Consider the following 26,348-nt stretch of genomic DNA (forward strand, 5'->3'; position numbering starts at 1 on the left):
GGCCAAGCTAGAACATCGCAAGGAAATCGAGGCCCAAGTACTCAAGCTCATTCAGGACATTCCTCAAACCGAGATTCTTTTGTCCATGCCCGGCATCGGCCCGCGTAGCGCCGCGCAGATCCTCATGACTGTTGGCGATATGTCCGACTTCCCTGATGCAGCGCACCTAGCGTCCTATGCAGGTCTGTCGCCGCGGACGAATCAGTCGGGAACGTCCATTATGTCGAATTCACCCAACCGGGCTGGCAACAAAAAATTGAAGAACGCCCTATGGCAATCGTCATTTGCATCGATCAGATTCCACGAGCGTTCCCGGCAATTCTATGAACGAAAACGCAAAGAAGGCAAAAGGCACAACGCGGCAGTCGTTGCACTCGCACGCCGACGCCTTAACGTCCTCTTCGCCATGATGCGTAACGGCGAGTGCTACCGAGACATCTCCACAGTCCAGGAGACCGCAGCAGCCTAGAATCCACAGAACCTCACCTCAAGCCGATTGCGCAGGAAGCCCAATCGGCCCCTCAGCATGCCCGAAAACAACATCGCCGAAGTAAAACAGAAGCCCTTCACACCCCCAACAATCTCACCCACAGAGTTGACAACCTATATAGGAACACCCCCTAGGCGCAATGCGTTATCGACAAGAGTATTCAAACACTCGCCCAGCAAGGAGCCGCCCGCCTCGAGCTCAAGACCCAAGACCCAAGGCCCAGGGCGTTAGCAAACCCCCTACACCTGCGATAGGTTACAAGCAGGCGAAACATTTTCGTTCGCTTATCCACCCATCTATGCAATCGTTTTCGTTTCCTCATGAGGAGTACACATGTCCACGTTGAACCAACTGCTTGCACCCGGCGCAGTAAACCTGCGCGGCAACGCAGCCACTTGGGAGGAAGCTATACGCCTCGCCGGCGAACTCCTAGAGCAAGCCGACGCCACCACCTCCGAATACACCGAAGCCATGGTCGCTTCTGTGGTGGAGAACGGCCCATACATCGTGGTGGCTCCGGGCTTCGCTTTTGCACACGCCCGCCCAAGCCAGGCGGTGCACCGCACCCAGATCAGTTGGGTGCGCCTTGAGACTCCAGTGGAGTTCGGGCACAAGACAAATGATCCAGTCACGCTGGTGGTGGCCCTCGCAGCCACTGATTCCTCCACCCACCTGGAGGCAATGAAGGAGCTGGCCTCCCTGCTGGGCAACCCGCATGTCAGGACCCAGCTTGACGCCGTAAGCACCGAGGATGAGCTGCGGGAGGTGCTCGCGCGTGGGGGCGTCGGAACGCCTGCTGCCGCAGAACAATCTGCAACCACTCAGGCGAACAGCGGCCATGCCTACGCTGCTGACTCAGTGGAGTCAAAGGGCAAGATTTACACGGTGTGCGGCAACGGGTTGGGCACCTCCCTGTTCTTGAAAAACACTGTTGACCAGGTGCTCGATGCCTGGGGTTGGAGCAAGTACCTCACGGTGGAAGCCACGGACACCATTTCCGCCAAGGGACGCGCAAAGGAGGCAGACTTCCTGCTGACTTCCGGTGAAATTGCCGCGACTTTGGGTGACGTTGGAGTACCGGTGCACGTGGTTGAGGACTTCACCTCGCTTTCAGAGGTAGACCATGCGCTGCGCGAACTCTACGACGTGTAACTGCGCCTCAGCGTTGCTTTTCTAAAAACCCCATTAAATACAGACTGAAAGACTCATCATGGATTTTCTACTTTCTCTGGCGAACTTCCTCGTCAATGAAATCCTTTCCGTGCCGGCGTTCCTCATCGGCATCATTACCGCCGTGGGTTTGGCCGCTTTGGGCCGCTCTACCGGCCAGGTTTTGGGGAGCGCCATCAAGGCAACCCTCGGCTTCCTGCTCATCGGCGCTGGCGCGGGCCTCGTGGTGGCCTCGCTGGAACCACTCGGCGCAATGATCACCGGAGCCACCGGCGCCCAAGGCGTGGTGCCTACCAATGAAGCAATCGTGGGTATTGCTCAGGAACAATTTGGTAGCCAGGTTGCCTGGATCATGATTTTGGGCTTCGTGGTTTCCCTGATCCTGGCCCGCTTCACCCCCATGAGCTACGTGTTCCTCACCGGCCACCACGTGCTGTTCATGGCAACCCTGCTCACCATGGTGCTGGCACCTGCGGGCTACGCCTCCTGGGTTGTGGTGGTGTTTGGTGCCGCCCTGCTGGGCATCTTGATGGTCTCGCTGCCTGCGATCGCACACCCCTGGACTCGCCGCATCACCGGCGACGACTCCATTGCCATCGGACACTTCGGCACCGCCGGCTACGTCGCCGCTGGCGCAGTGGGCAAGCTCGTTGGCGGTAAGGGCGGCAGTGGTGGCAAGATCTCCCCTTCCACTGAAGAGCTCAAACTCCCCGAGGGCCTGCGCTTCCTCCGCGACTCCATGGTGGCCACCGCCCTTTCCATGGCCCTGATGTACATGGTGCTTGCCGTGCTGTTCATCGCACGCGCTGGCACCGAAGAAGCCTTCCAAGCATTTGAGGGCGGCGCCACCAACGTGGGCAACTACCTCATGCAATCCTTCACCCAAGGCCTCCAGTTTGGTGTAGCCGTGGCGGTGATTCTCTTCGGTGTGCGCACCATCCTGGGTGAACTCGTACCGGCATTCCAGGGCATCGCCGCCAAGGTTGTGCCAGGTGCAATCCCCGCGCTGGACTGCCCGATTGTGTTCCCCTACGCCCAAAACGCCGTGCTCGTGGGCTTCATCTCTTCCTTCGTTGGTGGCCTCGCTGGCCTCGCCGTCCTTTCTGCATGGCTCAACCCAGCATTCGGCGTGGCACTCATCCTGCCGGGCCTCGTGCCTCACTTCTTCACCGGCGGCGCGGCTGGTGTGTACGGCAACGCTACCGGTGGCCGTCGCGGCGCGATCCTCGGCGCATTCACCAATGGCCTGCTGATCACCTTCCTCCCAGCATTCCTCCTGGGCGTGTTGGGCTCCTTCGGCTCCGCGAACACCACCTTCGGCGACGCCGACTTCGGTTGGTTCGGCCTCCTCCTCGGCTGGTCCTCCCAGGCTGGCGGCGCATTTGGCCTGGTCCTCATGGCCATCCTCGGCCTCGCGGTGCTGGCACTGGGCTGGTTCTCCCAAACCAAGCTCGTGGCAGGCAACTGGGACCCTACCCCGCAGCGCCCCAAGCCAGGCGCTGATGCGGCTGCAACTTCCGACGTCACCCCGTTGGCCGCCGGCGCCACAGCTGCCTCCAAGAAGTACCCCAAGGTCCGTCCACCAGCGGGCGCACCGGTGCCACCAAAGCCAGTGGCGTAACCAATTGAAACGCGGCGCCCATAACGCCTCAATTTAAAATGCCCCCACGAGCCTGGCCGAGTAACGGCCGAATGCTCGTGGGGCTTTTCGGCGGTGGTACAAAGTGGTAACGCGGCTACTTTCTCCAACCCCCGCCCTGAGTAGCCAGGTGCGGGATACTACCCGAACGTCGGACTCCAGATCGCTGCCTTAACGTAGGCCCTTTGTTTCCGGTTGATCAGTATTGTTCTGGTTTTGAAATCTCCCACCCAACTATCAAGCTGCACGTTGGTACAGAATTAGTTTAAAGACCAAAACCGCTTCATCGTTAGCCTCGTCCTTCCAGTAATTCACCCAACAACGCCCCTCTTTCAGCCTCAACACAAGTTGATGCTATTTCTGAAATCAATCATCAATAAGTTTTGTCTCATGAACCCACACGGCGAGGCCAACCCGATCGCGGACCCCAAGCTTATTGATCAAACGTGAGATGTACGTCTTTACAGTTGCAGTACTGATATAAAGATTCTCTGCAATTTCTGCATTTGTCTCTGCCTTGGCCACCCGCCTAAGAACGTCCTTCTCACGAGCCGTCAACGATTGAATGAACAGCTCATCCTCTTCAGAAATCGTGGAACCTAAAGGTGATCGGTTCCGAAACTCAGACATCACAAAGCTCGTTACCTCAGGAGAAAGAATCGAAGCGCCGTCGTAGACGCGTAACACAGAATCAATAAGCTCCTTCGGATCAACGTCTTTCAGTAAGAAACCATGAACCCCTGCCTCAATTGCGCATGCTACAAGATGATTCGCACTGAAAGTCGTCAACATCAAAACCCTAATGTTGTCGTGTTCGAGGAGCAGCCTGCGCGCAGCTTCTAACCCATCCATGCGAGGCATCTCGATATCGAGGATCGCTACGTCAATTCGCCACTGTGCTGCCAAATCAATGGCTTCACGACCGTCCGCACATGTCGCAACAACTTCAATCCTATCGTGGCTATCAAGGATGGTTTTCAAGGCAGAAGCCATGAGTGGTTGATCGTCAGCGACAAGGATTCGGATTTTCTCTGCCATACGATAGGCTCCTTCCCTACTCTTGCAACCAAACCTACTTCAGAACAATGGGAACGGTGACTGCAACGGAAAAATAGTCTTTACCTGGCATGAAAGTAATTGATCCACCAAGGTTTCTCACTCTTTCTTCCATCCCGATCAAGCCGCTTCCAGACCCATTGAATGTCTTGATTCGCCCGCCTGAGGACCGGCTCGAAATGGAAAGAAGAATAGCGTTGCCCTCATAATCTATTGAGAGCTTCAGTTTGACGTGCGTTCGCTCCCCTTGATGCCTTAACGCATTAGTTAGCGCTTCCCCCACAATGCGCCGAAGCGCGAGCTGCGTCACCAGCGGAACAGTTCGAGAAATTTGATCCAGTTCTTTCTCGTCAGGAATATCCGAATCAATAATTAAACCTGACTGTTCAAAACTCCCGATTTGAGAACCAATATCTGCCAAACCGCTAACCATCGTGCTGCTCGCTGATAGATCGTCATTCCTGAGTGAATTAATTACTCCCCGCACCTCAGTAAGGGCATCTGAACTTATCTTACGAATGTTTCTTAATGCACCATCCTTAATAGAAGTGTCACCGTCAACAGACATCTCTGCAAACTCACCAGCTGTTGCTTGGACGTGTATCAAAGTGAGGCTATGCGCAAGAATGTCGTGAATTTCACGCGAAATTTGCATACGCTCTTGGGCCTGATGAGCCTTAAATTCATTCAGTGCCGCTTCTTCCCGAGCTCTTCGCTCAAGTTCGTCGTTCTGCCGACGTTTCAATTCAGCGCGGCCAAGCTGAAGAACGCCAGATATCAGCAACCATTGAATAAGAATCCAAGAAAAGGCCTGTTCAAAAGACCTGTACTCAATCCCACTAATGCCGGGGGCCCACATCAACGGTGACACTACACAATAGGCAAGTGCAAAGAATGCCACCCCGGCCACAACCCATCCGTTAGCCTGGTAACGCGATACGCCATAAGTCGAGAGACCCGCCAGCAAGATATATGGAGAAAAGCCCAAGTTCACGGGAAGCGCAGCAATCCAATTGAAAGTCCACACATAAAGTAAAAACAAGACCACAACCGCTGAGAGCAGAGGATGCCTCCGCCAAAAAACCGAGGCAGGGACAAAACCAAGGGCAAGCACAGCCTGAATTTTTTCGTGAATACCTCCGCTAATTCCAAGCTCAATATAAAAGAGCGCAACAAAAAGCGTTATGGTCAGTAGGACAATTTCACTTGCATAAGTGTAGATTTTCCGCAACACCGTAGAACCTGCCCCTAATAGCCATTTACCCATGAAAATACCGAAACATTTATCTTGGCAAGAATTACGTATTTATGTGGACATCCCTAGACTACCTTCCCGTTTCGCCTTGAGGAATGTTCAAAGCGCAAGTTTCTCTTCTTTGAACAGAAAGCCCTTGTCAAAGACGTGGCAACAGCGTTTTATGGGTACCGAGAGCAAGAAAACCTGCCACAAAACGGGTAGCTCTCGAGAGTACAGACCCATTTCCGCTCAGTAAGGAGTTTTCTACCATGTCCGACTTTAACCTAGATTTCGCTAACGGCGACGCAGCCGATACCGTATCTCCACAGATCACCTCCCGTTCCCTGTGCACCCCTGGTTGCATCACCGGTTGGTTGATGTGCAACGAAGTGACAAAGGGATGCAGCATTCACATCGGCAAGTAGAGGCTTTCACTACGTCAACATTGTCATACACGTTCAACCAAAACAACATTTTGAGGACGTGTAGAAGACCATAACCGCGCTTCGTCCTGAGATTGCACTATTCCGCTATCTCAGGACGAAGTTGCAATACTAACATTTACCCAATTTGTCCTCAAACTCTTCGAGCTTTCGGAAATCTACCAATATTCAAAGACTACAACCAAGGTAATAATGAGCAATTCCACTCGTAACTATCAGGCAAAATTGCCCAATGGAAATGACCTCTTCGCTAAGGCTTTGGTCGCCCTAGGGGCAATTACGATCGCTTACTCACTATTCGCCATCATCGGGGGAGTCATTGGCGCGATGGGATTGATCATTACCTGCATTGCCCTCACCGTAAAACGATTGCGCCAGACTGTATTAAAACCACTAGCACTATCACTTGCCTTATTCATTGTAGCGATGGGCATTGCTTCGCTGGGCCTTTTAGCACAATTGTCAAATGTACGCATGTTATGCGACGGAATCTTGGATAAAGGGTCTTCCGAGCACATTGCATGTTTTCAAAGGAACTATTCACCATGGCGAGGCATTATCCAAGTCTTATAACGAGATTTTTCGATAAACTTCCAAAAATTGGAGGCGCCGGCACTTCGGTATCCACGGCCCAAAATGTTGGGCGCAACACAGTGCGTGGATATCCCACTATACCTTTCACCTCATGCGCAACATCTTACCGGTCTAGATTCCTGGTCGAAGAACCTTCGTTCCGTCTCCTTACCTCATTATCAAGTAGAGGTCTACTCATGGGCAGAGTGGCCGAGCACTGAGCTCAACCCATTCGAGAATTACTCATATAATTATGGTCATTTAGTACACAAGGGCAATTCGAATGGTTTTATCCGCAGCACCGCAGCATACGAGCCGATAAACGTATCATGTGCTTCGATGGCGCATTATTGAAAGTAATACCTTCCTCAATCGATTGATGTGCGGTAAGTGTCCGCTGATCAAAATCCGTATCCGTTTCGGGAAGTTGGAGAGCAATCTTCCGAGCAAGAAGCAGCTGGGTAGCTGGTGTGGTTCATCCTAAGGGATGAACCACACCAGCTACCTACGGGATGAAACGTTGGCGGAAGAATTAGCCTAGAGACAGATGTCTTCCCCTTTTTGCGAAGAGCAACATAGAAGCATGTCCAAAGCAAACCCATCGGTCCCAGCAATTGAGTGCAAAGACCTAAGCATCACGTATTCGGGGAACATCGTACTCGATGGCTTTTCGATGACGGTAAACCCTGGCCGTGTTCACGCTCTCCTCGGACGCAACGGAGCCGGAAAGTCCACCTGCTTTCGGATGATCCTTGGGCTAGAAGATCGTGGACAGGGACAGATCACCATCATGGGGGAACCTCGAACCCGTAGCAGCCTTAATTATATTGGAGCCTCTATTAACGGACCTGCTTTCTACGGCCGTCTTTCCGCTAGAGACAATATTCGGATCCATGCGAAACTTCTCAACGTTTCTACTGACGAGATAGATGCGGCTCTGTCGGCTGTAGGCCTTGAAAACACTGGGAAAAAGAAGGCTCGCAGCTTCTCAACCGGAATGAAAGCTCGGTTAGCCCTAGCAACAGCGATGCTCGGTAGGCCCGCGATTCTTATTCTTGATGAGCCACAAAATGGCTTAGACCCACAAGGCATTGCCGACCTACGTACTTTGATCCGTCATTGGGCACAAATGGGTGGGACGGTACTCATAAGCTCCCACCAACTTGGTGAAGTTGCCAAACTTACTGACGACATCACCATTCTTGCTGGAGGGCGCGATGTTTTCTCGGGCTCCCTCGAAGATTTTGCCTCACCTGAATGTTTGGAAGAACGTTTCCTTGAAGTAACTCAAGGAGGTAACAACAATGATCACAGTACGTCAAACATTCGATAACCTAGGCTCCCTGCAGACTTGGACATCATTGCTTCACGTCGAACTCATTCGGACCAAAAATTCGATGGCACTGTGGTTCCCATTCATCGGACTGGGGATCGGAATTGTAAGCTCAACCTTTTCTTTCTGGACTTCAGGGGCTCGGGATGCTTCGGGATCTCTTAGTTGGCAAGCGATGTACGTCACCGGGATGGCTGCACCCCTAATCGCGCTTTTAGCTGGTGTTGTAGAACACCGAGAAAAGAAATATAGAAGCGGCGGAACAAATATCAGAGCTGTGTCACCTAGCGCCATACGAACTGCAAGAATTTTGGTGCTAATTGGAATTTCCGCACTTTTCCACATTTTGAATTTCGGAACTTCATGGCTAATTGCAATCCTAAACGGACGATCAGGCGCCAGTTCCTTGCTTACCGCAGGTCTGCTCGCCTTTATAGGAAGCATTCCGGTACTAGCAATTTTTAGCCTTATCGGGCGAATAATCCCACTTGTTCCAACGCTGCTCATTGGCGTGGTATACCAAGTTGTCGGAACTCTCGGCGCTGAATTGCAATCCTGGACATACAATCCAGCGAGTTGGCCTGTACGATTGATGCTTCCTGTTCTTGGAGTCCACTCCAACGGGGTACCTCTCGACCCGGATTCGGACCTCAACTATGAATCGCCTGTCAAGGCCCTAATACTGAATTTTCTGCTGGCAATTGTGGCAATGGCATGTGTGATACTTTCGCCAGAAAAACGCCCGAAAGTTCCTTCCCGCTCACCCCAAAAGTCTTCGGGTTTTCAGCAAACCACAACTATTGATCGTGTACACGCCGACGATCGCACATCACTTTTAACCTTTGAACACCGACTTACAAGAAGGCAAAACACAAATCGTGTGGCGATATCTTATGCCGCGTTACATTGTTCTCTCTCAAGGAGCAGTGCAGTTTGGTTGACCTTCGTCGTTGGAGCAATTTTCTTGCTCATGGCAATGATCTATCCGCCTGAATACATCAGTGGGTTCTACACTTATTTTATTCTTCCTTTGGGCTCAGGGATTCTGCCAGTATTGACCTGGTCAATCCTAGCTCCAGCTTGGCAGTTGATGGTTCTTGAGTCTTCAAAAATGCGAAGCGGTTACATCTTATGGCAGGCATCTTTGATTCTGTTCCTCACTGTCATCACCGGATCCAGTTACGCCATATCTGGGGGTCAGTCGGCTGAAACCTTTAGGCTAATTGCACTATGGGTCATGACAGGAATAGCGCTAACCACTTTTAGCACAGCGGTTTGCATAACACACGGTTCCGGGGCAACGATCGCCTGCGCCATACTAGTTACTGTTATCTCCGCAACCCTTGGAGGGGATGTTCTCGGAGAAACAATACTTTGGATCATTGCCCTGCCGGCGTGGCCGGAAATCGCCAACACGCCTAACCGGCTTCAATTTGCGATCATTACACAAATACTTCTCATAACGCTTAATATTCGGTGGTCAATTTCGGCATTACGCCAATTTGAACGCACCGCATAGAAGAAAATTCCCAGGAATCATGACTGAGGTTAGATCTCTAAAACGCAGCTCACATTACCAACCTTATACACATTATGTACAAATAACAGGGGAATTCCGAATTAATGGAAAAAAGCTGGCCAGTATTCGAGCTGCCGAACTTTTACATTTAGTTTCCAATAACGGTAAGCGCGTGTCTCGATATGTCATAGAGAATAAGCTTTATGGGGGCTATTGTTCGCGCTCTTCAATTTGGTATCCGCTAAAAATCTGCCAAAAAGCTGGGATTGATATCCATTATAACAGGCAGGCAAAGACGGTTGTCCTTACTGACGACATTCAGTTTGATTACGACCTCGCTATGGACTTCCTCGCCAATGAGGACCTTCGTTCGGCAATTTGGGTGCTTAACGGATGGCCCCTTGCTAACCAGTCAAACTCATACTCAGACCTGCTGCTTGAACAGCTCAAGATTCAGTTGGAGTCCCACACATCCGACCACTATTGGAGCGAAGTTGAAGAAATCTTCGAGGCACTTGACCACAAACATGATCGCAACCGTAACCGAGACGCACGGGAACCCCATTATTCGCGCTGCTTCTACTTGCATCGACGTCCTCAACACGGCGACTAAAGCAAGCTCCCTCGATGAATTAGTGACACTTATCGAACAAGAGGAACTTCTCCAGATAGAACTCAAACTGTTCCATCCAGAAGTTCTAAGGCAAGTCGAAGTCATTTCCGCCGGAATTGAACAACGACCTAAGATCGCCCGCAAGACGATTCGTGCTCTCACCAGACTCATTGCTCGCGCAACAAGCCGTGCTACTCCTTCTCGCCTCATGGGTAGCGTCGGAAATATCAGTCTAACTTCAGATCCCGATAGTCTTGCCCTCGAGAATATCGTCGAGATCACGGCATCGCGCCGTAATGTACGTGTGAGTGATGCAGGCACACCGTATGATTTTCTTCGCTGGAACCCATCTATCGTAGTTTTCGGATCTCGCTTTTATGTCACAGCCCCACGCAAGAGCACAGTAGATCCTCTAAGTTCCGTGGGAACAAATCCCCTACTAAGTCTCGTCCGCACTCTAAGCATGCATCCAGTGTCTCGCGAACTTCTAATCTCTCACATCACAGCAACTTACGCGGACGTATCTCGGCAAGTTGTCGAGGAGATCATTTATCAACTCGTCGATAAAGAAATTCTCCTAACTGAAAACGATGAGAGTTATTACTCATTTCGGAATTCTCGCCAGTCAGTGCGCACGGAAATTGATCTCTCTAATCCGATCGTTCCAAATTTGGAAGATCCTTCTATTCTTGACGTCGATATGTATCGGCATGCTCAAGGGCAACTCCCTGGTGAAATGCATGAGACCATTATTTCGTACTTAAACCATGGTCTTTCCCACGGAATATTTGAATACAATGATTCCGGAATAGGCCAAGTGTTCGCCGAACTTTTGCTTGAAAAATATGGCGCAGCTCGCATTCCCGTTGCCCGTCTCATCCATCCAACCGAAGGCCTTCCGTGGAGCCGCATCCGTCGAGCACAGGGTACTATCTCAACAACCGTCACCGCATACCATCGCGCAGTTTACTCCGCTGGAATGGACTCAAAATCTGGATGGATTGACCTTAGAGAATTGGGCGAGGAGCTGCCACGCACTGATCGACGGTATCGCAACTTCGACTCGGTCGACATCATTGCATCCGTTCATGGCGACAAATCCAATCCTCTATACTCCATGGCTGACGCTATTTCGAATATTTCCGCGGGCGTCACTACTGCGCGCTTCGATCACTTAAACGGCGAAGCAGTTCCTGATCAGGATGGTGTTGACATTGATTGGGTATCCCCGCAGCAAGCTTTCAACAGCGTTCGTGAACATCATGAATCCTTTTCTCGCAGATTAAACGTTAATTGCTTCGAGCACAATGCCAGCGAGCTGACGGTCGATGATTTGCAAGTTTGGACAGATGGAATAAGCGTACACGTCTGTGACACCAAAGGGTCACCGGTTATTTTCCGGCCGACTTCGATGGCAGGACTTGGATGTTTGCCAGAATGGCTCATGCAAATTGCTATTTCTGGAACAGCCTTTACCCCTAACATCAACTGGTCCTGGAGTGGAATCGAGAATAGCGTTGATTACCTGCCCGGTGTCGTATATGGAGAGTTGATTGTATCCCGGCCTGCGCGCAGGTATACGGGCGACGTTGATTTCGAAAAATTTAATAGTTGGGCAGACAGGCACAATATTCCCGCCTGGATCAGGATTGGAGCTGCAGACAAAAAGATCCTTCTCAATCGCACAGCATCAATATTCAAGGAAGTCCTCCAGTCGGAACTTCATCGGGGTGACGGTTGGATTTACTATACCTTTGAAGGAGAGCTATCCCCCTATTCCATTGATTCGACAGGAAAAAGGTACTTTGTTGAAGTTAGCCAATCCTACCGTGTAGAAGCATTCCGAACACCCTCAAGCCAATTGAATGACGTAGCCGCCAAGCTGCCGGTAGTCTCCGCTCACCACGATAAGGAATTGGTCCCGGCAAGCAGCGAATATGTCAACCTCATCATCGTCCCACGGGAGGGTAACTACGATCGCGTGTTGGAAAGCCTCTTCCTCGAATCACGCCCAGATCACGAAATGTATTTCGTTCGGTACCCGCATTCCTCCGGAGGAATGTCTATCCGTCTGCGCTTTCGACGTAATACCGACGAAAACTACGGACTACATCAAGCGATCCGGGAATTGGCTGCCAACGGAACTCTTCTCGACATCGTTGAGGAGCCTCACAGCTTCGAATACGAACGATATGGGGGGAAAGAATCATTTTGCTTATTTAAATTGCTAGCTACTCTGGAAAGCAAACTTGTAATAGAACTCAATTCCTCCTCCACCGGACCCCATACGCATCGAGACTTCGGTCTCCTCGACTGGTGGTTAGACCTATTTCCAGACAACCGTCGGGAGGTCATAGCGTTTGCGATAAGTAGCGGCAGCCAAACCGGAGAGAGTATCAAGCAAGCATCACGTATCGCCCGAGAGTCAAGAGCTATGACCAGGCCCTCAATCCCTGATTCAATACATTCCGAAATCAGAGCTGTTGCCCACGAAATATCAAGAGCGCCCATCAATACTTACCAACTGCAATCAGCAGCCCACCTCTTCTGTAACCGTATCGGAATTTCGACTCAACGGGAGATTGTGCTATGGATAGCGCTTTCCAAAACCGAAGGAATGAAACACCATGACAACGATACACTCGACTGAGCCAACAATGATGGCCATCGACTACCTCTACTCAGGCCTAACCTCTCCAAAGCGAGTAAAAGTTGTCGGAAAGTCTCCATTTTCCATGATTGATGGAAACCTAGGTGACGCATACACAGCATCAACCATGTTCCACTACACGAATGATGAACGCTGGTGGGAATTTTTAATAGACCAAGTGTCATCGTTAACCAGCTTACTTCGAAAGAATCGCTTTGACCAAGAAGGGCTACTTGGTGGACTCAGCGGATTGGCTTTCCTGCTAAACCGCAGCAAGAGAAATGATAGTGACTTCAAAAGGGCCATTGACAGCCTACTTGGCCGAATAAATACTTTAACGGAACGCCGACTCTGGACAGTCCATAATAGCATCGGCGTTAAGCGTGAAAATTACGACTTTGCACTAGGTTTATCAGGAACTGCGCATTTCCTCTTCTCTATAGGAGAAAAAGGCCTACCACTTGCAAAAAAGATTTGTGACGAGATGGCCGATCGTTCCAAAGATTGCTTTCCAGACTGTTACTGGACATGCGCAAATGACCTCGACAGTAGCATGGTAGAAAACATCCCGGGACTAGTCTCGGGACTTCGAGACCTGGGCTTTGCTCATGGAGTTAGCTCCGTGATCAATACACTGAAATGTGGTTATCAAGTCTTCAACGAAAACCGTTATCTTCACGCAGCAGAAGAAATATGTGAAATATTCGTTGAAAATATCAAGCAAAATGACGGTCAGGGCATCTCCTACTATGAAATCCCTTCTCCGCTTCAAGAGACTCCATTATCATCGCCTCTAGCTCGGCAAGCATGGTGCTATGGGATCCCAAGTCTCGAAATCTCGATCGCCGGTCTGCGCACTCTCAAAGAAAATATTTACTCCTGCCTGGAATACCCTAATAGCTATTTCGATCCAATTGAAGGACATTTTGAGGACATGGGGCTTTGCCACGGTGTCGCAGGGCGCCAATACATCGCAGACAAACTTCAGCTTCCCGTGGGAGGAACCTGGCAAGTAGACATGAGAAAACACGTGGACTCATTCCTCACCCGACATCAAACAGAGACAGATCTTAGTTTTTGGCATGGAATTGCTGGCACTCTTGCAGTAACTGTGGCTATCGACTCCAAGATGAGTTATGCCCCAGCAATGGAAGTACTAGGAGTATAAATGTCTTCTGTTAGTAAATCATCAAGCATAAACAACTTAATGACTCCTCGTTTTAAGTTTCGTGATGTCACAGTAACTTATTCAAATAGGACGATTCTAAAGGACATCAATTTCACCATTGCTGGAGCAGAATTATGCAGCATTATTGGCGCGAACGGCTCAGGAAAAACGACGCTGCTCAGATTAGCTTGTGGCATTTCCTTGCCTACTAAAGGAGATATTTATGTCAACGGATACTCCACAGAAAGGCACTGGAACAAAATTCGTAGAAACATGGGGGTTAGCCTTTACTCGGAACGGGCCTTCCATTTCCGGCTAACTGGTCGTCAAAATTTGATCTACTTCGGGCGTCTCGAAGGAATGCGAAAGAGTGAGACGCTGTCGAAACTCACGAATATCTCCAACAACTTCACAATTGCCCCCCTTCTCGACAGGCGATTCTCTGAACTATCCCTTGGACAAAGGAAAATATTTGGAATGGTAGTTGCCTTCATACTATCCGATGACATCGTCATTCTTGATGAGCCCACTTCCACCTTGGACAATCAAAATTCTATCGCTGCGGGGGAAATGATTCGGTGGGCCATCGACCAACGCAAAACCGTCCTAATTACCACACACGACCCAAATCTTTTGGAAATCTCAGAACAAGTGATAAAGATATGATCAAGCGACTATTTAATCTCAACCGATTTCTGCTAGTTGTCTGGGGCGAAGTCCAGCGTACATTCCAGGAGAAGGTTACATACCGCACTCAGATGGTCCTCGGTCTTTTGACAGGTTTCGTAGGCCTTGCGCAATTTGCGATCCTCGCACACTACATTAATCTCGGCGGGACACCACCTGGCTTACAAGAATATGGCGGGGATTTAATATCATTTATGATCGTCGGTAGCTTATTCAGTGCGATAGCTATAATGATGATGAACTCTATCAAAATGCAGATTCAACAAGAACAACAGCGTGGAACGCTAGAAGCCATCGTTTGCTCCCGCGCCGGACTTTTTCAGTTTCTTCTTGCGGGAGGAATCTTTGGAATCACCTCTTCTCTTACTTCGTCAATTGTTATTTTTGCAGCATTCGGATCAATTTTTGACTTTGAAGTTATCATCAATCCGCTAGGCCTTATAATTTCACTGTCAGTAAGCATCATATGCATGTGGCTAATTGGCCTCTGCGCTGGAGCGTACATCTTGACATCAAAGCAAGGGGAGCCGGTCACATGGGTGGTGACCACTTTGCTTACACTTTTTTCCGGTGTCATGTACCCAATAAGTGTCTTTCCAGATTTTATTGTTTCCGTACTAAAACACCTTCCGACGGCCGGAATGTTGCACGCAATCCGCATCTCGTTATCGTCCGGAGCCCCAACAGACGAGGTAATTTCCGCCCTGACACCAGCTCTGATCTGTATTTTCGTACTCATTTTAGTCAGTGCCAAAATGTGGAATCACAATCTCAAAAAAGTAAGGCTCGACGGTACCCTCGGAACCTATTAGCCCTTTTACTACCTACAGATGTTCTACCTAAAGATACTTTCTCCCTTAGGAACCCATGCTAACCAATTTCATTTCGCTCACATTTAGCCTCTTCACAACTGTTGCCAGCAGCATTCCTGGTACGGACAGCTCAACCCTGATGCCAACGGCATCAGCAGACATCACCGCTCCAGTAGCCATCGTTGACAATGGCTACGACACCACTGTAGTGGACGTTCCCTCACATGTAGAAGACATCAATGTCCTCTCAAAGACCGCAGAGGTCGGCTTTGAATTTGATACCCCGGTGGCGAATTCGCCCGAAAAGCAAGAGCCTAGCTTGGATAACAACGATTTTCGCGAGAATTCATTTTCTCTAGCCGCTATCGCCATCCTGGATGACAATGAAATCTCCTCTTGCAATGGCATCACCATTAACGCACAGTGGGTTTTGTCGGCAGCGCACTGCTTTCTGGGGGACCGTCCCTTAAGTTCGTATTTCGTATTCACTGATGTTCAGTCAAGCGTTGAGGAGATCGTCTTTCTTGAGGGAGCCGACTTAGCCCTCGCCAAGTTGGCTGGCGCATACCCGAACGTGGGATGCACTCCACTTCCTCAAACAACCGCAAAAACAGGAGATAACGCAGACATCTTTGTTTTCCGAGACAATGCTCGCATTGAACGAATTCCCCTTATCATCGATGACTCCAACTACTTGGCAGATAATCCGGCTGTAGGGCTAGGCGCGCACGAGATGTTGTCTCTTGTCTCACCCGAAGGAGGGGAACTCACGCGTAGTGGGGATTCTGGAGCGGGAATTTTCATCACAAATGTCGACGGAATGCCACAGGTCCAAGGAATTGTGTCGGGAGTAGCAGTCATGAAACATGCAGTGCTTGCCGAAGATCTTGCACAACACTCTGATCACATTTATTCGATCGCAGGGTCGTGTGTTCCTGCCTATTCCCCGTCCTAGACTATTAGCTCTTAACCGCAAATTGCGGAGCCCTATCGCAGCTCTCGAGGTGTTTCTCCAACCCCAACCCCAGCCTCAGGCACCAAGGTCACTCAAACCCCACCTAACCATCCCCAGCCCAGATCACCCCCGGCGCGCACCCCGCCGTTAGACTGAGCAGGTGATGGATAGCAATTTCTTGGCGGTCGTGCTTGCCCTCGCCTCAGCACTGACCATCGCGTGGGGAACGGTGATCCGCCATGCAATTGCTGAGCACGCGGGCACCGGCAAAGTGATGAGGTCTGCCATCAAGCGCCCACAATGGTGGTTCGGTTCGGCCACAGCGATGGTGGGTTACGCATTGCAAGTGGCCGCGCTGGCGTTCGGAACGCTGCTGGTAGTACAGCCAATTCTGGTGCTCTCCCTGATGTTTACGTTGCCACTTGCGGCGAAGCTCGCACACCGCAGGATGCACAATGATGAGGTTTTCTGGTCCATTGTGCTCACCGTCGCGGTGGGTGTGCTGGTGGTGTTGGGCAACCCCACTGCCGGTGACCCCCAGCCGGACCTTTCGCGGTGGCTGCCGGCGTTGGGCGTCGGAAGTGTGCTGATTAGCGCAACGTTCTTTTGGGCGAAGAACCGCCGTACCAACACGTCGGCATTGATGTTGGGGATCGCAACGGGTGCGTTGTATGGCTATGTTGCGGTGCTTTCCAAGGCCACCGTGGATATTTTTGTGCACTTTGGCGTCCCCGGCCTGCTGAGGAGTTGGGAGGGGTACTTGCTGGTTGTGGGCGCGGTGCTGGGCACGGTGATTCAGCAGTATGCGTTCAATGCTGGAGCGTTGAAAAACTCGCTACCCGCGATGACTGTTGCCGAGCCCATCGTGGCATTTGCTCTGGGCTACATCGTGCTCGGTGAGCAATTCCAAGTTTCCGGTTGGAACTGGGCTTACATGGCGGTGGCGTTGGTGCTCATGGTGGCGGGCACGTTTGCGCTGTCACGCAGGGAAATCGGCGCGGCGTAGCTGCCAAGAGGCCAGACCGGAATGCGGGGTGCCGACCTGGCCGCTAAATAGCCCAAGTAAACGGGCCCACCATGTACGCGGAAATCCATGCGCCGAACACTACCCACAATCCACCGAGCAAAACCAGCCGCCACCTGTCGATATGCCCAGCAAGCCACACCACCGCCGGGATGGCCGCGAGGAACACGGGCAGAAGGAGCCGGGGGCGGGAGTGCATGATGCCGTCGGAAAGCAATACGTTGGCCGCAACCGCTGCCGCGAACAGCCACACCGGCCACCAACACCACTCGAAAAACGCCCCAACCGCGCCCCGCAAGCCGCCGCCCCGCAAGCCACCACCAGCACCAAACCCAAAGCCCCCAACACCCATCACCACGATCACCAGTGCGCCGATGATTGCGGCTGAGGAAATGAGGTAGCCGGGTTCGTCGGAACCTGCTCTGCTAACAATCCAGCGCAATGTCGCGGCGCCGAAGTCAAAGGAGCTGTGCCACCCGGCGCGTTGGATGCCAAAGTATCCACCCAGCTCGCGGGTGTGCCAGCTTGCCCAGCTCAGGTACCCAACCAGCGGCAGCGCGGAAACCACCGCGAGCCCCACCAGGCGCAGCCAGCGCAAACCCCCGAGCCCCAGCATCCCCACGAGCATGCACAGTACAAATACAACCCAGAGGTCAATAGCGGTGAGCCGGATGAATCCGGCCAGGAACACCATCAGCGCCGCCCGGCCCCACGCGCGTTGCAGCATCGCGAGCAGCGCCCACACAGACAGGCTGAGAAACAGCGCCTCGGTGTACACCATGTGAAAGGTCAGTGCCATCGGCGCGCCCAGCACAAACACCGCCGCACTTACCGCGGCGATGCCCACCACTGCCGCTCCCCCATCGGCCAACCCCGTCAGACCCACCCGCACGAGCCGCATGATCCCCACGCCCAGCGCCACGCAGGCCAGAGTGTTGATCACATGCGCCGCCGCAATCGCAGGCACCCCCAGAAGCTCCGCCAGCGCCAGCAACGCGGGAAAGCCGGGGAAGAACGCCAAACGTGTGGCCTCGTTGCCGCCGGCAAAATATCCTTCGCGCGCGATGGCCAGGTAGTGCTCGCCGTCCCAGGAGGCCAGCGCGTTGCCCAGCGGCCCCTCACCGAGCCAGTGCATCATGAGCAGTTGCACCAGCATGGTGGCGCCAACAATTACCGACGCCGCCAGCGTCTCCCCCACCCAGGGAGCACGGCCCTGCAAGGTTCTTGGGGAGAAGGGAGCGGTGGGGGTGTGGTCAAGCATGTGTTTACTGTAACTGCACGGGCAGACATCTCCACCCGAAGTGCATACGCACTCCACAAACTCGCGCCGCAGGGGCACCACCGGGGGATGGCCTACGCCGAAAACTGACACATTTGTGTGCACCCGCACAGTTTTCGGTGTATGTTGTTGCACATGCAGCGTGCGAACCTTCTCCTTCTTCGCCGCGGCGGGTCTTTGGCCTAGTTTTCGGCCGGCACCCCGTCGCGGGTGTAAGTATGCCGGCCGGACTCGACTTGTATGCGTCATACAAGCAGGCCAAATGCGCTGGTGGGGCACACATGTCGAGAATTTTCACTCACATTGACTTAAGGAACCCCACTCCCATGACCCCCACTGATGCGTTCATCACCGCCCCTTCTGAAATCACTACCCCTTCCGGTCCGCGCGGTGAGCACCAAGCCCCTTGGAATAAGCAGCGCAACTCTGAAATGCCAGTAGACCGCTACCAGCCGTTTGCGGTTGAGGTTGAAGACATCACCCTGCCGGACCGCACCTGGCCAGACAAGAAGATCACCCACGCCCCACAGTGGTGTGCGGTGGATCTGCGTGACGGCAACCAGGCCCTCATTGACCCCATGAGCCCAGAGCGCAAGCGCCGCATGTTCAACCTGTTGGTGAAGATGGGCTACAAGGAAATTGAGGTGGGCTTCCCCTCTGCTTCCCAGACTGACTTTGACTTTGTTCGCGAGATCATTGAAAAGGACATGATCCCGGATGACGTCACCATCCAGGTGTTGGTGCAGGCTCGTGAGCACCTGATCCGCCGTACCTTTGAGGCCTGCGAGGGCGCAAAGAACGTGATCGTGCACTTCTACAACTCCACCTCCATCCTGCAGCGCAAGGTGGTGTTCCGGAAGGATAAGGAGGCCATCAAGAAGCTGGCCACCGACGCCGCGGAGCTGATCAAGGAGATTGCAAAGGACTACCCAGAAACCAACTGGCGTTGGGAGTACTCCCCTGAGTCCTACACCGGCACCGAGGTTGCCTACGCCAAGGAAGTGTGTGACGCCGTGGTGGAGGTCATGGACCCCACCCCAGAAAACCCAATCATCATCAACCTGCCTTCCACGGTGGAGATGATCACCCCAAACGTGTATGCGGATTCCATTGAGTGGATGCACCGCAACCTGAACCGCCGCGATTCCATCATCCTGTCCCTCCACCCCCACAATGACCGTGGCACCGGTGTGGCCGCCGCTGAGCTGGGCTATCTCGCGGGCGCGGACCGCATTGAAGGCTGCCTGTTCGGCAACGGTGAGCGCACCGGCAACGTCTGTCTGGTCACCTTGGGCCTGAACATGCTCACCCAGGGCGTGGACCCACAGATTGATTTCTCTGACATTGAGCAGATTCGCCGCACGGTGGAGTACTGCAACCAGCTGCGAGTTCCAGAGCGCCACCCCTACGGCGGCGACCTGGTGTTCACCGCCTTCTCTGGTTCGCACCAGGATGCTGTGAACAAGGGTCTGGATGCAATGGCCTCCCGCGTGAAGCCAGGTGCTACCCATACCGACGTGAAGTGGGAGGAGCTGCGCGATGAGGTGTGGGAGGTGCCGTATCTGCCTATCGACCCCAAGGACGTTGGCCGTACCTACGAGGCTGTGATTCGCGTGAACTCCCAGTCCGGCAAGGGCGGCGTGGCGTACATCATGAAGACCGACCACGGTCTGGCGCTGCCACGCCCAATGCAGGTGGAGTTCTCCAGCGTGGTGCAGGCTGTTACTGACTCCGAGGGCGGTGAGGTGGACTCCAAGAACATGTGGGACATCTTTGCCTTGGAGTACCTGGACAAGGCCTCCCCATTGGAGCAGGTCAATGTAGTGATTGACGCCGCACAGAAGGAAGGCGATCCAGTTTCCATCACCGCTACCGTGGGCTACAACGGTGAGGAACGAGAGATCGCCGGTACTTCCAACGGTCCGATCGCCGCATATGCCAAGGCCCTGGAGTCCCTCGGTATCGACGTTGAGGTGCAGGAGTACGTCCAGCACGCCCGCACCGCCGGTGACGACGCCGAATCCGCCTGCTACATCTACGCCGATGTGAACGGGGAGAAGGTTTGGGGCGTGGGCATCGCAAGCTCCATCACCTACGCCTCCTTGAAGGCCATCACCTCCGCAGTGAACCGGGCACTGGCCTAAGCAAGAGCGCCGGTTACACTTGCTACCATGACCAACAAGCAGCGCAACAACCGCCGCAGGCACCGCCGCCCCTCTCAAAGCGCTGCCCCTTCACCGTCGCGTACCGACGCCGCCAGCGCCCCAACACAGCAAGGCGGCCAGGCGCCTACGCGGGAGCGTCGTTTCGCGGACGTTGAAACCGCTCCCTACGCAGCGCTGAGCGTGCAGTCCACGGGCATCCACCCCTCCACCTCACGGATGGTCTCCATCGATATTGTGACCTTCACCGAGGCCGGAGAGGTGGTGGATACCTACCACCAGGTGCTCAACCCCGGCACCAACCCTGGCCCATTTCACCTGCACGGGCTACAGCCAGAGCAGATTGCAAAGGGCAAGCAGTTCAGCCAGATTCTGCGCACCGTGGGCAAGGCCCTGGATGATCGCACACTGATTGTCCACAACGCGCCTCGGGCCTGGGGGTTTGTGGTGGCTGAGTCCCGGCGCGCCATGAGCAACGCCGCACGCCAAAACCGGAGCCGGAACCGGAACCGGCCCCGGCGTCGGCAGCGGGTGGGCCGCGTGCCCACCCCGGCGATGATCGTGGATACCCTCGCGTCTGCACGCCGGCAGTCAGTGCCCTTTGAAGATACGCGGGTGCGGGCGCTGGCGGCGTCGTTTGGCCTCGATGCTCCCCCAGCGCAGGCCTCGGTGGCGCGCGCCTCTGTGCCGGAAGCCAAGACCTCGCGGGAGGAAACCCTCCTGATCCGGGACCTGTTCTTAGCGCAGCGCGAGCGCGGGCCACTCAGCGAAATTTCGCCGGAGGAGCTACGCGGTGACCGCTTCCACCTGCAACGCAGCGAGATTCGCGTGGCCGCCCTGGATGCGCCGCGCCACTTTGAAAACCCCGGCATTTACACCCCTGAGCTGGGCCTTGTGCAGGGCATGGAGGTGGTGATCGCTCCGGAGGTCACCATGGACCCCGACGATCTCATTGAGGCGATCATGCGGGAGGGCTTGGCCTACTCGGAGAAGCTCACCCGCAAGACCTCCGTGGTGGTGTGCAACAAAACTGAGCACCTGCTGGGCAAAGCGATGCACGGGCAGCGCAAAGGGATCCCCCTGCTCAGTGACACCGCCTTTATGGAAGCCGTGAAAAATGTAGCCCAAGGGACACCGGCGCCTCCCACCTAGGGCAGTGTGCGTGAGTAGACTTCCCCTCATGAAGTTTGCTCCCCGTACCGGCCGTGGCGCCGGGCCGCTGAACCACCTCCGCACACACCTGGCTGTGGGTGCGGCAACGCTTGCAACAAAGGCCTCGCAGATTTCTGGGCGCGGCTCCGGCGGCATGATCGGCGGGCTGGTCGCAGAAAAAATTGACCCGAACATCATGGCAAACTTGGGCGGCGGGCGCCCCGTTGCACTGGTCACTGGCACCAACGGCAAGTCCACCACCACGCGCATGCTCGCCTCCGCCGTGCGCACCCAGCACCGCGTGGCCACCAACGAGGGCGGCGACAACATGGACGCGGGCATCATCTCCGCGCTGATGGCCGGGGCCAATGCCACACATGTGGTCCTCGAAGTGGACGAACTGCATGTCCCAGCAGTGGCAGACCGCCTCAACCCTAAGGTCCTGGTGCTGCTCAACCTTTCCCGCGACCAACTGGACCGCGTGGGCGAGATCAACAAAATCGAGCGCACCCTGCGCGAATGCGTGCGCAAGCACCCGGATATGACGGTGGTGGCAAACTGCGACGACGTCCTCATCACCTCCGTTGCCTATTCCGCCAAAAACGTCATCTGGGTAGCCGCAGGCGGCGGCTGGTTGGGCGACTCCGTCTCCTGCCCCCGCACCGGCGGCCACATTGTCCATGAGGGGGAGCACTGGTACGCCGCCAAGCCTCTCCCCACCGGTGAGCGTTTCGAGCGGCCCACACCGGATTGGGTGATCACCTCAGACGGAATCCTCTCCCCTCATGGGAAGACGTCTGACGAGGTGGCGTCGGCAATGCCAATCCCACTCAACCTGAAGCTGCCCGGCAATGCGAACCGAGGCAACGCCACGCAGGCTGTCGCGGCAGCGGTGGCCGGCTTTGACATACCTCTTGCGCAAGCTGTTCGCGCGGTGGAGCAGGTGGATGACGTGGCCGGGCGCTACTCCACGATCCAGCTTGGCGAGCACCAGGTGCATCTGCTGCTCGCCAAGAACCCCGCCGGTTGGCAAGAGGCGCTGTCCATGGTGGATCGCAGCGCGGAGGGCCTTGTGGTTGCCGTGAATGGCCAGGTTGCTGACGGTGAGGATCTTTCCTGGCTGTGGGACGTGAAGTTTGAGGATCTCAGCTCGTTGGCGGTGAAGGCTGCCGGCGAGCGCTCCACGGACCTAGCGGTGCGGCTCACGTACGCGGAGGTGGAGCATGAGCTGATCGCTGATCCACTTGCCGCCATCCGTGCCTGCCCGCCCGGCCGGGTGGAGGTTTTGGCCAATTACACTGCATTCCGCGATCTGAAGAAGGCGCTGCTCCAGGCGGCAAAGGAGGCTTAACATGCTCAGTATTGGACTCATCCTCCCAGACGTTTTGGGCACCTACGGCGATGACGGCAACGCGCTCGTCCTGCGCCAACGCGCCCGCATGCGCGGCATCGACGCCGAAATCCACAAAATTCACCTCGGCGACCCCGTCCCCGACTCCCTGGATCTCTACTGCCTCGGCGGCGGCGAAGACACCGCGCAAATCCTCGCTGCGGAACACTTGCTTTCCGACGGCGGACTCCAGCGCGCAGCCGCCAAAGGCACCCCAGTGTTGGGCATTTGCGCAGGCCTGCAGGTACTCGGATGGTCGTTCCGCGCCGGCGGACGGGTGGTTGATGGCGTGGGTCTGATCGATGCCACCACCATTGCCCTGGAAAAACGCGCCATCGGCGAAGTGCAGTCCACCCCCACCGGCGCGGGCATCACCGCCGAGCTCACCGAGCCACTCACCGGCTTTGAAAACCATATGGGCGCAACCATCTTGGGGCCCGACGCCCAACCCCTTGGCCGCGTGACCCGCGGCGTGGGCAACACGGACGTGTACGGAGCAGACGAGGTAGCGGCGGATCGCTCCCAACTCAGCGCCGAGGGCGTGGTCCAGGGAAACGTGGTGTGCACCTACATGCATGGCCCCGCGCTGGCGCGCAACCCGCAGCTCGCGGACCTGCTTTTGGCCAAAGCCATGGGCATCCCCCTCATGGAACTTGCCCCGCTCGACCTTGAAGTTGTGGAGAAGCTGCGCCGGGAACGCCTGGCTTAATTAGGCTGGTTTGGCTAGTTAGGCTGGCTTGGCTAGAGCTTCAGGCGGCCGCTGAGCGCGCGGGAGAGGGTGAGCTCGTCTACGAACTCCAGGTCTCCGCCCAGCGGCATCCCGGACGCCAGACGGGAAATCACGAGGTCTGGGAAGTCACGCAGGAGGCGAGCCAAGTAGCTTGCGGTGGCCTCGCCTTCCGTGTTGGGGTCGGTGGCGAGGATGACCTCGTGGATTTCGGGGGCGGTGTCATAGAGCGGTGCGTCGGGGGTGGAATCGGCAAGTTCGCGGTCCGGTAGGGCACCACCAATGCGCTGCAAGAGTTGCGCGATGTTGAGTTCCCGTGGGCCGATGTTGGCCAAGGGGTCCAGCGCGCCGCCGAGCACATGGTAGCGGCCGTTGTACTCCCCTGTCCGCTCGATCACCTGGATATCCTTGGGTTCTTCCACCACGCAGATGGTGCTGCGGTCACGGGAGGAGTCCGCACAGATGCGGCACACTTGCTCGCGGGAAATGTTGCAGCAGATGCGGCAGAAGGCCACGCCGTCACGCACCGCGCCCAGGGCGTCCTGGAGGCGAGTGATGTCTGCGGGTTCTACATGCAGCAGGTAGAAGGCGATGCGCTGAGCGGATTTAGGGCCGATGCCGGGCAGCCGAGAAAACTCGTCAATCAGATCCTGAACTGGGCCTTCAAACACTGCCTATGCATTCCTTCCCCGTGTATATGGTGGTCACCGGTGAACCAAACAACACCCCACTATATGCACAAATCCTTGTGAGCTCCCCATAGACTCGCTACAGTTTCCATTTAGGAAAACAAGCAAACTGTTCATGAGGGGATGCGCATGCGCGAACAACAAGAAGCCTTAGCTTTTGCCAGCACCGTTGAACAAGAAGCCACCCCGCGCTGGTGGCCCTCCGTGGTCTTCGCCGCATTATTTGCGCTGGCGGTGTACATGCTGCCCTTCTACACCCCGTGGCTCACGTGGGCCTTGCTGGCGGTTACCCTGATTTTCTATTTTGGTTACGCACGGACCCGTGGTGTACGCAATGCCGCACGACAACCGGTTGGGAATGGCCCCAAACTCTCCTGGTTCGGTGCCGCAGTCATCCTGGCGTTGGTTGCCGCCATGCAGCTCTCAGTAGAAGCACCGTGGCCGGTGCGGGTGGTGGTAGCCGTCGGAACCTTTGCCGCTGCCTTGTGGCTGGCGCGAGCTGAGGCCAGGCAGTGAGCTCCCTGGACCCAGTGCTTACACCCCTTGCACGCTTCAAGATTTGCGCCGCCCTCAATGCCTTCGGCGCCGTGGAGAGTGATCCAAAAAGCGGCGCGCCGAGCAAAGAAATGAAGTTTGCCAAGCTGCGCGACGCCACCGAGCTTTCGAACGCCTCCCTCTCCAAACACCTCGGCGCCCTGGAGCAGGTCGGCTACATTACCCGTTTCCGTGAATACGGCTCCACTCGCGCGAAAGACACCGTGTGGGTGATGCTCACCGCCGCAGGCAGCGCCGCCTTCCAGTCCCATTGGGCCGCCCTGCGTGAGCTCGTGGAACGGCCCGGACCCGGCTCCGGGGATCATTAGGTGTGTTGGGGCTGTGGGGGCTGTGGGGGCGATCGCGTTGGTCGAAAGGAGGCGTTGGTCGATAGCTAAAGGTCGATACCACGCCAATTTCCCCCAAAACCGCCGTCCTATCGACCAACGCAACGGCCTATCGACTTTAAGCCATCGACCAACGCCCAATCACCCCCTAAAAGCCCGCCCCGAAGACCCTCACGCAGGTCCACTGACGGGCGAAAACGCTAGATCAGGCCGTCAAAGCCCTGGGAAAGCGGACCCATCTTCTGCTCAGCGAGCTGCGCGAGGTTGGCGTGGGCGTCATTGAAGGCGCCGATCACGAGGTCCTGCAAAGTTTCCACGTCCTGTGGGTCCACTACCTGGGGGTCGATTCGCACTGCAACCACCTGGCCGTTACCCTGCAGTTCCACGGAGACGAGGTTGTTGCCTGCGGAACCGCTCACCACGGTTGCCAGGATTTCCTGCTGAGCTGCCTCAAGCTGCGCCTGCATCTGCTGCGCCTGGGCGAGGATCTGGGACATGTCCGGCTGAGTCATGAAGTACCTTTCACTGGTTTGATCATCAAGTGCCTTTGAGCTTACCCACACACCTAGATTTGTCCTGTCTAGGGACTTTTTGGACACGGAGTCCAGTTAGTTTTTGGACGGGGAGTCCATGGGGTTTGTGGACGTGATGTCTAACAGCTTTTTGGACGTGGTTCGGGTGGAATATGCAGATGGCTAT

Annotated in this window: 25 protein-coding genes; 20 read left to right on the forward strand and 5 right to left on the reverse strand. The window is 54.8% G+C overall.

Features of this window, described 5'->3' with window-relative positions:
- The 3 genes from NQ018_RS10060 to ulaA all read left to right on the forward strand — a co-directional run.
- Window positions 1–469, forward strand: a 469-nt coding sequence (locus NQ018_RS10060; protein WP_257060756.1) for a transposase, incomplete at its 5' end; no start/stop codon positions are given.
- A gap of 354 nt (window positions 470–823) precedes the next feature.
- A complete protein-coding gene (locus tag NQ018_RS10065) occupies window positions 824–1,642 on the forward strand; it encodes a PTS sugar transporter subunit IIAB (RefSeq protein ID WP_257060757.1) in 819 nt (272 codons plus the stop codon).
- Between the two features lie 58 nt (window positions 1,643–1,700).
- Complete coding sequence (gene ulaA, locus NQ018_RS10070; protein WP_257060758.1) at window positions 1,701–3,281, forward strand: PTS ascorbate transporter subunit IIC; 1,581 nt, start codon at window positions 1,701–1,703, stop codon at window positions 3,279–3,281.
- 384 nt (window positions 3,282–3,665) lie between these two features.
- On the opposite strand, the gene NQ018_RS10075 is transcribed toward ulaA, so the two are convergent.
- Both NQ018_RS10075 and NQ018_RS10080 read right to left on the reverse strand, forming a co-directional pair.
- Window positions 3,666–4,337 carry a response regulator gene (locus tag NQ018_RS10075; protein WP_257060759.1) on the reverse strand — a complete coding sequence of 224 codons (672 nt, stop codon included), beginning with the start codon at window positions 4,335–4,337 and terminating at the stop codon, window positions 3,666–3,668.
- 34 nt (window positions 4,338–4,371) lie between these two features.
- The gene (locus tag NQ018_RS10080; protein ID WP_257060760.1) at window positions 4,372–5,622 is read right to left on the reverse strand and encodes a sensor histidine kinase; all 1,251 of its coding nucleotides are present in this window, start codon (window positions 5,620–5,622) and stop codon (window positions 4,372–4,374) included.
- Window positions 5,623–5,861: 239 nt separating this feature from the next.
- On the opposite strand from NQ018_RS10080, the gene NQ018_RS10085 reads away from it, so the two are divergent.
- The 11 genes from NQ018_RS10085 (at window position 5,862) to NQ018_RS10135 (ending at window position 17,351) form a co-directional block, all read left to right on the forward strand.
- Window positions 5,862–6,017 carry a gallidermin/nisin family lantibiotic gene (locus NQ018_RS10085; protein ID WP_257060761.1) on the forward strand — a complete coding sequence of 52 codons (156 nt, stop codon included), beginning with the start codon at window positions 5,862–5,864 and terminating at the stop codon, window positions 6,015–6,017.
- Window positions 6,018–6,227: 210 nt separating this feature from the next.
- Entirely contained in the window at window positions 6,228–6,608 is a 381-nt protein-coding gene (locus tag NQ018_RS10090; RefSeq protein WP_257060762.1) for a hypothetical protein, read from the forward strand.
- 583 nt (window positions 6,609–7,191) lie between these two features.
- Complete coding sequence (locus tag NQ018_RS10095) at window positions 7,192–7,941, forward strand: ATP-binding cassette domain-containing protein (RefSeq protein WP_257060763.1); 750 nt, start codon at window positions 7,192–7,194, stop codon at window positions 7,939–7,941.
- Window positions 7,913–9,460: a lantibiotic immunity ABC transporter MutE/EpiE family permease subunit gene (locus NQ018_RS10100; RefSeq protein WP_257060765.1), complete on the forward strand. Its 1,548-nt coding sequence runs from the start codon at window positions 7,913–7,915 to the stop codon at window positions 9,458–9,460. The genes NQ018_RS10095 and NQ018_RS10100 overlap by 29 nt, the downstream gene beginning before the upstream one ends.
- Window positions 9,461–9,479: 19 nt before the next feature.
- Window positions 9,480–10,073 (forward strand): hypothetical protein, encoded by a 594-nt coding sequence (locus tag NQ018_RS10105; RefSeq protein WP_257060767.1) that lies wholly within the window; start codon window positions 9,480–9,482, stop codon window positions 10,071–10,073.
- Window positions 9,988–12,723, forward strand: a complete 2,736-nt coding sequence (locus tag NQ018_RS10110; protein WP_257060768.1) for a lantibiotic dehydratase — start codon at window positions 9,988–9,990, stop codon at window positions 12,721–12,723. Before NQ018_RS10105 ends, NQ018_RS10110 begins: the two co-directional genes overlap by 86 nt.
- Complete coding sequence (locus NQ018_RS10115; protein WP_257060769.1) at window positions 12,701–13,891, forward strand: lanthionine synthetase LanC family protein; 1,191 nt, start codon at window positions 12,701–12,703, stop codon at window positions 13,889–13,891. Before NQ018_RS10110 ends, NQ018_RS10115 begins: the two co-directional genes overlap by 23 nt.
- Window positions 13,892–14,557, forward strand: a complete 666-nt coding sequence (locus NQ018_RS10120; RefSeq protein WP_257060770.1) for an ATP-binding cassette domain-containing protein — start codon at window positions 13,892–13,894, stop codon at window positions 14,555–14,557.
- A complete protein-coding gene (locus NQ018_RS10125) occupies window positions 14,554–15,390 on the forward strand; it encodes an ABC transporter permease (protein WP_257060772.1) in 837 nt (278 codons plus the stop codon). The genes NQ018_RS10120 and NQ018_RS10125 overlap by 4 nt, the downstream gene beginning before the upstream one ends.
- A gap of 55 nt (window positions 15,391–15,445) precedes the next feature.
- A complete protein-coding gene (locus NQ018_RS10130; protein WP_257060775.1) occupies window positions 15,446–16,345 on the forward strand; it encodes a trypsin-like serine protease in 900 nt (299 codons plus the stop codon).
- A 163-nt stretch (window positions 16,346–16,508) separates the two neighbouring features.
- Window positions 16,509–17,351 (forward strand): DMT family transporter, encoded by an 843-nt coding sequence (locus tag NQ018_RS10135; RefSeq protein WP_257060777.1) that lies wholly within the window; start codon window positions 16,509–16,511, stop codon window positions 17,349–17,351.
- A gap of 43 nt (window positions 17,352–17,394) precedes the next feature.
- Here NQ018_RS10135 and NQ018_RS10140 read toward each other — a convergent pair whose 3' ends face one another.
- Entirely contained in the window at window positions 17,395–18,630 is a 1,236-nt protein-coding gene (locus tag NQ018_RS10140) for a hypothetical protein (protein ID WP_257060779.1), read from the reverse strand.
- Between the two features lie 344 nt (window positions 18,631–18,974).
- Between NQ018_RS10140 and leuA the strand changes: the two genes are divergently transcribed.
- Genes leuA through NQ018_RS10160 form a run of 4 tightly spaced genes read left to right on the forward strand, consistent with a single transcriptional unit; the run spans window position 18,975 to window position 24,061 of the window.
- Window positions 18,975–20,792 (forward strand): 2-isopropylmalate synthase, encoded by a 1,818-nt coding sequence (gene leuA, locus NQ018_RS10145; protein ID WP_257060781.1) that lies wholly within the window; start codon window positions 18,975–18,977, stop codon window positions 20,790–20,792.
- A gap of 27 nt (window positions 20,793–20,819) precedes the next feature.
- On the forward strand, window positions 20,820–21,962 hold the full coding sequence (locus NQ018_RS10150; RefSeq protein WP_257060782.1) for a DNA polymerase III subunit epsilon: 1,143 nt from the start codon (window positions 20,820–20,822) through the stop codon (window positions 21,960–21,962).
- A 28-nt stretch (window positions 21,963–21,990) separates the two neighbouring features.
- Window positions 21,991–23,313, forward strand: a complete 1,323-nt coding sequence (locus NQ018_RS10155; protein WP_257060784.1) for a MurT ligase domain-containing protein — start codon at window positions 21,991–21,993, stop codon at window positions 23,311–23,313.
- 1 nt (window position 23,314) lies between these two features.
- Entirely contained in the window at window positions 23,315–24,061 is a 747-nt protein-coding gene (locus NQ018_RS10160) for a type 1 glutamine amidotransferase (RefSeq protein WP_257060786.1), read from the forward strand.
- Window positions 24,062–24,093: 32 nt separating this feature from the next.
- Here the strand turns inward: NQ018_RS10160 and NQ018_RS10165 are convergent, their stop codons facing one another.
- The gene (locus NQ018_RS10165; protein ID WP_257060787.1) at window positions 24,094–24,750 is read right to left on the reverse strand and encodes a recombination mediator RecR; all 657 of its coding nucleotides are present in this window, start codon (window positions 24,748–24,750) and stop codon (window positions 24,094–24,096) included.
- 147 nt (window positions 24,751–24,897) lie between these two features.
- Between NQ018_RS10165 and NQ018_RS10170 the strand changes: the two genes are divergently transcribed.
- Together NQ018_RS10170 and NQ018_RS10175 are read left to right on the forward strand one after the other, a co-directional pair.
- Entirely contained in the window at window positions 24,898–25,284 is a 387-nt protein-coding gene (locus NQ018_RS10170) for a hypothetical protein (protein ID WP_257060789.1), read from the forward strand.
- Window positions 25,281–25,631, forward strand: coding sequence for a transcriptional regulator (locus tag NQ018_RS10175; protein ID WP_257060790.1), 351 nt, complete (start codon window positions 25,281–25,283; stop codon window positions 25,629–25,631). The genes NQ018_RS10170 and NQ018_RS10175 overlap by 4 nt, the downstream gene beginning before the upstream one ends.
- A 218-nt stretch (window positions 25,632–25,849) precedes the next feature.
- Here NQ018_RS10175 and NQ018_RS10180 read toward each other — a convergent pair whose 3' ends face one another.
- A complete protein-coding gene (locus tag NQ018_RS10180; protein ID WP_257038865.1) occupies window positions 25,850–26,161 on the reverse strand; it encodes a YbaB/EbfC family nucleoid-associated protein in 312 nt (103 codons plus the stop codon).
- Window positions 26,162–26,348: the final 187 nt, after the last annotated feature.

Source organism: Corynebacterium kozikiae (genome assembly GCF_024580965.1).
In the GTDB taxonomy this organism is placed as follows: Bacteria; Actinomycetota; Actinomycetes; order Mycobacteriales; family Mycobacteriaceae; genus Corynebacterium; species Corynebacterium kozikiae.